Source organism: Nocardia sp. TBRC8007 (genome assembly GCF_056629435.1).
Genome location: NZ_JBWSOR010000059.1, coordinates 1 through 7,981 on the forward strand (window position 1 = coordinate 1; position 7,981 = coordinate 7,981).

A 7,981-nucleotide genomic window follows, 5' to 3' on the forward strand; every position below is an offset into this window, starting at 1 on the left:
TACCGTCGATGGTGTTCCCGCGCATCGCAGTCCGAGCGCGGCAGCGTTCTGGGCCGATCGGATCGCGACGACCAAGGGTAGCGGACGTAGCGGGCTGTGCATGGTGTGCGCGCGCACTGGTGGGTTGGCGAACACCATCCCATGCGCGGTGCCTTTGCATCTGATCCCGGGTGTGCGCAATGGAGCGACGTTGATCAGCATCAATAAACCGACCTTCGGCTATGACCTGGTCACTCAGTTGACTCACACCCCGATCTGTATGCACTGCGCCGATAACATCACCGTCGGCCTGACGTTGCTGCTGTCCTCCACCGACCACAGCCTCTCTCTTCGAGGACAGGACACGCGGCTGGCGTGGTGGAGCACCGACCCCGAGGAACCGGATCTGATGTCCATGGTTCTGGACCCGAAGCCAGCCGATGTACGCGAGTTGCTGGGGTCTGTGCATTCCGGGCGCGCGACCCTGGCGCCGGATGCCGGGCGGTTCTGCTGGCTGGCGGTGTCGGGTCAGGTGACACGGATCCTGGTCCGAGAATGGATTGACATGCCTTTCGCCGCCGCCGATCAGGAAACGGTGAGTCACGTCGGCAATGTCAAGGCGTGGTTCGACGACCACGAAATCGTCCCGCGCCGTACCGTACCGGTCACATTGGCCGACGGTCGGACACTACCGCCGGGAGACCCGTGGAAGAGTGTGTGGCACATGGCTGCGTGCTTAGGACGCTGGGACGCCACAACTAACCGCTATCTACCGTTTGTGGCGAAAGGCGTACGTCCGAATCCGGATCGTCCGAACGATGTGTTGCGGCACCTGCTCGAGGCGGCGGTGCTCAATCGGCCGCTGCCGGTAGGGATGCGCGCCCACCTCATCCACCGCATCGGCAGCGATGGCCGCGTCGATGATGTCCGCGCCAGTGTGATCCGGCTCGGACTGACCAGAAGCCCCCAGATCAGGAGAAGTTACGTGACCGTCCCGAAAAGCCTGGACACCACTTGCCCCGAACGTGCCTACGTGGCCGGACAGCTGTTCGCCATCATGGAAAATCTCCAGTACCGAGCCCACAATCCATCCCGGAAGAATGACACCGACACCGCGGAGTCCGTCGTTCAGAGCGATGCGGATGAATCCCGCGAAGCCGGGTCGGTTCGCCCGGCAGTCAATGCCACCTTCGGTGACCGTTACCTCCGCAGCGCCATAATGAGTCCGAAACCGGCTCTAGCACAGGGTTTCCGGTTGTCAACGGCATGGATAGCCAAGATTCGCCGACGCGACGGTGAAAAGCACGCCACATGGTGGGAGCTCCAGCTCAAAGAGGCCTACGGCCGGCTGCTGAAGGCCGGAGGTTCCCCGCTTCGCTGCAACCTCGAACAGCAGGAGTGGTTCGTCATGGGGCGCTTCCAACAGCGTTACGGGCAGAAAACTCGATCTGACAAGTAGGCCGAGGCGCACGGCCTGGACCACTTTCCTCCCTCCTTTCCAACAACTCGAAGGATTCGAAATGTCTTCTGCTCATCTGAACCATGCTGTGCGTCACGATATGGTGTTCCTGTTCGATGTGACCGACGGCAACCCCAATGGTGACCCCGACGCCGACAATCAGCCGCGGATGGATGTCGAGACCAGCAACGGGTTGGTCACCGATGTCGCGATCAAACGCAAGATTCGCGACACTCTCCCCCTGGTCGCGGCTGGCAACCCACGGTACGGGATCTTTGTCGAAGCCGGTCATGCCCTCAATACCCGCCTGGCCGAGTCCTACACCGCCAACGGGTTGAAGCTCAAGAGCAAGCTCACGCCGGAGCAAGCAGCGATCGCGCGGGCGTGGCTGTGCGACCGGTATGCCGACATCCGCTGGTTCGGTGCGGTCCTGTCGACCGGTGCCACGAACGCGTTGGGCAGTATCCGAGGTCCGTTGCAGTTCGGGATGGCGCGGTCGATCGATGCCATTCTCCCCGCAACCCACACCATCACCCGCGTCACCCAGACCAGGGAGGAAGACATCGCCAAGGGCGAGTCCACGGAGATGGGGACCAAGTGGACGGTCCCTTATGCCCTGTACAAGGCCGAGATCAGCTACTCCGCGACCCGTGGTGACCAAACTGGAGTCGACAGCAAGGATTTCGAGCTGCTTTATCAGGTGATGGAGATGATGTTCGACCACGACGCCGCCGCCTCGCGTGGCCGGATGGTATCGCGGGGCCTGCACGTGTTCAGCCACGACAACAAATTCGGAAACGCCCCGGCCCACAAACTGGTCGAACGTGTCCAGGTAACCCAGGTCGAGGGTCGTGACCCGAACATCCCGCCCCGCCGGTTCGGCGACTACTCCATCGATGTTGTCACCGACGGGTTGCCGACCGGGGTGACCTACACGTCGGTGTTCACCTGAGATGAGTCGTGCCGTGCAGGCTGTCGAGCACTGGAGTGTGCCGCTCTCGGCGATAGAGCACTACACCTACTGCCCCCGTCAGGCTGTATTGATCTGGCAGGAAGCGTACTTCGAGTCCAACACCGACACTGTCCGAGGTGACCTCGCTCACCAGGCAGTCGACCGTGGTGGTGTGCTGACCGGCCGCAACGGAGCCCGAATCTGGCGGGCCCTGCCGGTGTTCTCCGACCGAGTCGGAATGCACGGGATCTGCGACACCGTGCACTGGAGCAGTGAGGGACCGGTCCCGGTCGAGCACAAATCCGGCACCTACCGGCCAGGAGGCCCGGCCGACCTGCAGGTCGCCGCGCAGGTGCTGTGCTTGCGGGAAATGTTCGACAGCGACGTTTCTTACGGAGACGTGTTCGCCGGCCGGGACCGCAAACACCACCGCGTTACCGTAGACCGAGACACCGAGCACCGAGTGGAGGAGGTTGTCGCGGATCTTCGGATGTTGCTCGATGCTGGTGTGCTTCCACGCGCGGTGCAGGATCGGCGGTGCCGAAGGTGCTCGCTGGCACCGGGATGTGTTCCCGAGACCGGAAGGTCGCGCTCTGTCGATCTGTTCACTCCACGTGTGGCGGGAGAGCCATTGTGACCGAGCTACTCAAGACGTTGTATGTCACGACCCCGGGCACCAGCCTGCACCTGGACGGTGACGCACTGCGCGTTCACCACCCGGAGCGACCGGGTCGACATCTGCTGCCGTTGATCCGGATCGAGGAGATCGTGGCGTTCAACGGTGTCACCGTCACTGACGACCTCCTGCACCGCTGCGCAGCCGACGGCCGCGGGCTTACCTGGGTCACCCGCAACGGTCGGTTCCTGGCTCGTGTCACCGGTCCACTCAGCGGCAACCCGCACTTGCGTCTGGCCCAGGCCCGCGTCCACGAAAACTCTGTCGCCTGCCTGAACTTGGCGAAGGCGATAGTCGCGGGCAAACTCCACAACTATCGGCAGTTGAGCCTGCGCAGCGCCCGCGACCTGTCCGGCACCCGCCAGACAACCTTGCGTGAGGTTGCCGACCAGCATGCCACCGCCCTGATCGCCCTGCGTGACTGCGCCACCCTGGACGAGGTGCGTGGCGTGGAAGGCCGTGCCGCTCGCGACTACTTTCAGGCATTGCCGGCCTTGGCGCCGACGGTGAAACCCGGTCGCAGTAAACGTCCGCCGACCGATCCGTTCAATTGTCTGCTGTCCTTCGGCTACGGGATGCTGCGCACCGCCGTGCACGGTGCACTCGAACAGGTCGGCCTGGACCCCTACATCGGCTACCTGCATGGTATCCGCCCAGCCAAACCCGCTCTCGCTCTGGACTTGATGGAAGAGTTCCGCCCACTGCTGGTCGACCGGCTGGTCCTGACCCTGATCAACCGCGGGCAGATCAAGACCGCGCATACCGAAACTCTGCCCGACGGACAAGTCCAGCTCACTGATATCGGCCGCAAGTTCTTCCTCGAACAGTGGTCACTGGCCCGTGAACGCAGCTGGCCCCACGCCTATCTCGACCGTGAAATCCCCACCGCCACGCTCCCACTGGTGCAAGCTCGCCTGCTAGCCCGGCACCTGCGCGGCGACACCGACACCTACATCCCCTGGACGGTGACCTGACCGTGGAACTGCTCATCACCTACGACGTCGAAACCGTCACCCCCGCCGGTGCCGCCCGGTTACGTAAGGTCGCCCGCATCTGTGAAGGCTATGGTCATCGAGTCCAGAAATCGGTATTCGAAGTCACCTGCACTCAGACCACACGACTGCAGCTACTGGCCGCGCTCGACCACGCGCTCGACCACCGAACCGACAGTATCCGCGTCTACCAGCTCGACCAGGGCACCTTCACCGCCGCGAAACACTTCGGCGCCGCAGTCACCCCACAACACGATGGACCACTCATCCTTTGAACGCAGATCCAGCCAGGTTCGGAACCCCAGGTGCGTCCCGAAGTGCCGGAGGGTCCCGAATCTGCCACCTGGGAGAACATACTCAGTACACGCCACGAACCGCACCAATTTTAGTAGCAGTGCCATATAACAGCTGCTTATCCAGCACGGCGCCGGGCCTCACGGCTCGGCGAGAATCTCAACACCGGGACCGCCGCGCCCGCTCTGCCCGCGATGGGGCGACGGCGCCGGGCCTCACGGCTCGGCGAGAATCTCAACTACCTGCCTGCCAAGGGTGACGCACAGCCCGCGCACGACGGCGCCGGGCCTCACGGCTCGGCGAGAATCTCAACGAGCTGACCAAGGAGATCATGTCGCTGTGTCGCCAGTACGGCGCCGGGCCTCACGGCTCGGCGAGAATCTCAACACCCCAGAAAACACGCTGTGGACCCGCCGACACAAAACGGCGCCGGGCCTCACGGCTCGGCGAGAATCTCAACAACTCCGGTCAGCAGGTCGTCGCCGACCCGACGTTACGGCGCCGGGCCTCACGGCTCGGCGAGAATCTCAACAACTCCGGTCAGCAGGTCGTCGCCGACCCGACGTTACGGCGCCGGGCCTCACGGCTCGGCGAGAATCTCAACAAACACGACCGCGACTATCCGCGCACCGAATCCGAGACGGCGCCGGGCCTCACGGCTCGGCGAGAATCTCAACTAGGTTTCAGTGGTGAATATTTGGGCACACAGCCGTAGCGAGGTGTCTGGTCGGCGTCATGGTTTGGCTGAGCATTGTCGGTCGACGGCGTGGTGGGCAGGTTGGTTCGCGGGAGAGTTCGGTGCGGGCCAGTTGGCTTTTGCGGTGGGACTTTTCCATGATGCGGGCAAGGCGTCGTGTGCGTGGCAGGACCGGTTGGCGGTGGTGGATGGTACGGATGCTCCGGTCGGTGTGCCGCACAAGGAATTCGGTGCGTATCTATTGATGCCGCGAGTGAGTGCGTTTGCGATGACGATCGCCGGGCATCATGGTGGGCTGACCGACCTGAGCGAGTTCAGGACACAGTTGGCGAAGGTGGCGGCTGAGGATGACTCGGGGACTGCGGAGCGGTTTTTCCGGTGTGTTCCGGAGGCATCGCCGGTGTTGTGTGCGGTGGGGATGTTGCCGGCGGGCTGGGGGGTATTCGAAGGGACGGTGACCGAGATGCGGGTGCGGATGTTGTTCTCGGCGTTGGTGGATGCCGATCACCTCGATACCGGTGCCCACCGCGAGGGACTGTCGGGGCCGCGGGTAGCGCCATACGTGGATATGAAGGTGTTGGTGGAGCGCTTCGAACGTGGCCGGTCCGCGGCGATCGCTTCTCGCGGTGGTGGGGTCGGTGAGTTGCGGGAGGAGGTGTATGCGGCGTCGGTGGCGGCGGCATCGCGGGGGCCGGGGGTGTTTCGGTTGGCTGCTCCGACGGGGTTGGGTAAGACGTTCGCGCAGGCCAGCTTCGGATTACATCATGCGGCGGTTTTCGGTAAGCGGCGGGTAGTGGTGGCGGTGCCGTTCATCACCATCACCGAGCAGAACGCGGCAGTGTATAGGGAGCTGCTCGACACCGAGGAGGATCCGGTGGTGCTCGAGCATCATTCCAGCCTCCGTTATCGCAGCGAGAACGAGACGGGTACCGCAGTGGGTGAGGCGAGTCGTTGGGAGCGGTTGGCGGCGGAGAATTGGGATGCGCCGTTCGTGGTGACGACGACGGTGCAGTTGTTCGAGTCGCTGTTCGGGCGTAAACCCAGCCAAGTCCGCAAGCTGCATCGGTTGGCTAACGCGGTGCTGATCCTGGACGAGGTCCAGGCGCTGCCGTTGAGACTGTTGTTGCCGATCTTGGATGGGTTGCGGATTCTGGTAGAGCATTTTGGGAGCACGGTGTTGTTGACTTCGGCCACGCAACCGGAATTCGAAGCGCTGTCGGTGTGGAACGACCAGAGTGGTACAGGGTCTGGGTTGGTGATCAAGGAGGTGATCGCAGAGCCGCAACGGTTGTTCGATCGGGCGCGGCGAGTCCGCTATGAATGGAGGCTGGACCCGAAGCCGACCTGGGAACAGGTCGCCGACGACGTCGCCGACTGCGCACAGGTGCTGGTGGTGGTCAACTCGATCGTCGATGCTGTCGAACTCTACGAATTACTCCGAGTCAGGCGTGGGCAGGAAGTGTGGCATCTGTCGACTCGCCTCGCGCCTCAACATCGCCGTGCGGCGTTGGCCCTGATCATCGAGCGTGTGAAGGCGGGGGTGCCGACGGTGGTGGTGTCGACCACGTTGATAGAAGCTGGTGTCGATATCTCGTTCCCGACGGTGTGGCGGGCGCTGGCCGGGGCGGACTCGCTGCAGCAAGCCGGCGGCCGCGCCAACCGCAATGGCGAATTTCCTGACGGGGGGGGGTGGTCGTTGTGTTCGATCCGGTCGACGGGCACGCCCCGAAAGACAATGACACCCCCAGTGCGCTGACTGCCGACATATTCGGCTCCGACGGACCCGAACTCGACAACCAAGCCGCGCTGGGCGGTTACTACCGCAGCCTCTACAACAAGCTCGGCCTGGACAATATCAGTATCGATCATACGAATGACCCTGCTGGTCAAGTGATTCAACGCAATCGCACCAACTTGGCCTTCCAAGCCGTCACCGAGGGGCCCAATACTGAGGTCGGCCGCGACCGTCGTAAGGCGTTCCGTATGATCCTCGACGAAACTGTGCCTGTCGTGGTCGTCGATGAACATCATGCTGAAACCGTCGGTCACTGGCTGTCGATTCTGGCATCAGGTACCGATCAGGCGCGTAAAGCATTACGCGAGCTGCAGCCCTGGATCGTACAATTGCGCCGTGATGTCGCGAAACGTGCGGATGTCGCTGCGCTGATCGATCCCATTGCGGGTGATCTTGGTAGATGGAAAGGCGCCTATGTGTGGAACTCGGCGACACTCCAAGGAACCGGCGTGGACATCTCCACCATTGAAACCGTGTTCTGATCCGCCCGCTCAGATTCTGCCACCCTCGCCGATCCCGGAGCCTCTGAGTAAGAACAGCTTAGGAACCCTGGGTGCGACCGCAATACCAGGTAGGTTCCGAATCTGCGAACTGGCAGAATCGAGGAACTGGAGGACGAAAACGTTTCGCTGGCAGTATCAAATCGGCGTATTCGCAGGTAATCCAGGGCAGCGCCGGGCCTTCGGGCTCGGCGAGAATCTCAACGGTGCCAATACCGCGAATCCGGCGGCTGAGGGTGCGAGCAGCGCCGGGCCTTCGGGCTCGGCGAGAATCTCAACGAAATCGCCATCGCCGTCACCGGCCTATACCGGCTGCAGCGCCGGGCTTTCGGGCTCGGCGAGAATCTCAACAGCAGAGCGCCGTGTACCCGGACGGGCATCGTGAGCCGGCAGCGCCGGGCCTTCGGGCTCGGCGAGAATCTCAACGCAACGGAGCTCATACATGTGGTCGATGCGGACCAGCAGCGCCGGGCCTTCGGGCTCGGCGAGAAACTCAATATGAAATCGGCGGTTATGACCCACCGCCTTTCTTTATTGGGTACCTTACTGCGATTCGAATACGGACCACGTTTGTGCTGGTATCGCTTTTCACCTGTTCAGCAATTATTCTCATATCGGATTCGGTACGGATTGCCCC

Annotated in this window: 8 protein-coding genes and 1 CRISPR repeat array; all 8 genes read left to right on the forward strand. The window is 62.7% G+C overall.

The genetic code is table 11. The features are described from left to right. Positions 1 to 1,438: type I-C CRISPR-associated protein Cas8c/Csd1 (locus ACX4ZE_RS22260; RefSeq protein ID WP_480275418.1), on the forward strand; the 1,438-nt coding region annotated here is incomplete at its 5' end. Positions 1,439 to 1,499: 61 nt separating this feature from the next. Continuing rightward, complete coding sequence (cas7c, locus tag ACX4ZE_RS22265) at positions 1,500 to 2,390, forward strand: type I-C CRISPR-associated protein Cas7/Csd2 (RefSeq protein WP_480275419.1); 891 nt, start codon at positions 1,500 to 1,502, stop codon at positions 2,388 to 2,390. 1 nt (position 2,391) lies between these two features. Then, entirely contained in the window at positions 2,392 to 3,027 is a 636-nt protein-coding gene (cas4, locus tag ACX4ZE_RS22270) for a CRISPR-associated protein Cas4 (RefSeq protein WP_480275420.1), read from the forward strand. Further along, positions 3,024 to 4,040 (forward strand): type I-C CRISPR-associated endonuclease Cas1c, encoded by a 1,017-nt coding sequence (gene cas1c / locus ACX4ZE_RS22275; RefSeq protein WP_480275421.1) that lies wholly within the window; start codon positions 3,024 to 3,026, stop codon positions 4,038 to 4,040. The genes cas4 and cas1c overlap by 4 nt, the downstream gene beginning before the upstream one ends. Before the next feature lie 2 nt (positions 4,041 to 4,042). Beyond that, positions 4,043 to 4,333, forward strand: coding sequence for a CRISPR-associated endonuclease Cas2 (gene cas2 / locus ACX4ZE_RS22280; RefSeq protein ID WP_480275422.1), 291 nt, complete (start codon positions 4,043 to 4,045; stop codon positions 4,331 to 4,333). Between the two features lie 146 nt (positions 4,334 to 4,479). Further along, a CRISPR array of direct repeats spans positions 4,480 to 5,029; the repeat unit is 37 nt; unit sequence ACGGCGCCGGGCCTCACGGCTCGGCGAGAATCTCAAC. Positions 5,030 to 5,041: 12 nt separating this feature from the next. Next, positions 5,042 to 6,805: a CRISPR-associated helicase Cas3' gene (gene cas3 / locus ACX4ZE_RS22285; RefSeq protein WP_480275423.1), complete on the forward strand. Its 1,764-nt coding sequence runs from the start codon at positions 5,042 to 5,044 to the stop codon at positions 6,803 to 6,805. Then, positions 6,748 to 7,326, forward strand: coding sequence for a hypothetical protein (locus ACX4ZE_RS22290; protein WP_480275424.1), 579 nt, complete (start codon positions 6,748 to 6,750; stop codon positions 7,324 to 7,326). Before cas3 ends, ACX4ZE_RS22290 begins: the two co-directional genes overlap by 58 nt. Positions 7,327 to 7,725: 399 nt before the next feature. Beyond that, positions 7,726 to 7,981 (forward strand): hypothetical protein (locus tag ACX4ZE_RS22295; RefSeq protein WP_480275425.1); only part of this gene is annotated, 256 nt, incomplete at its 3' end.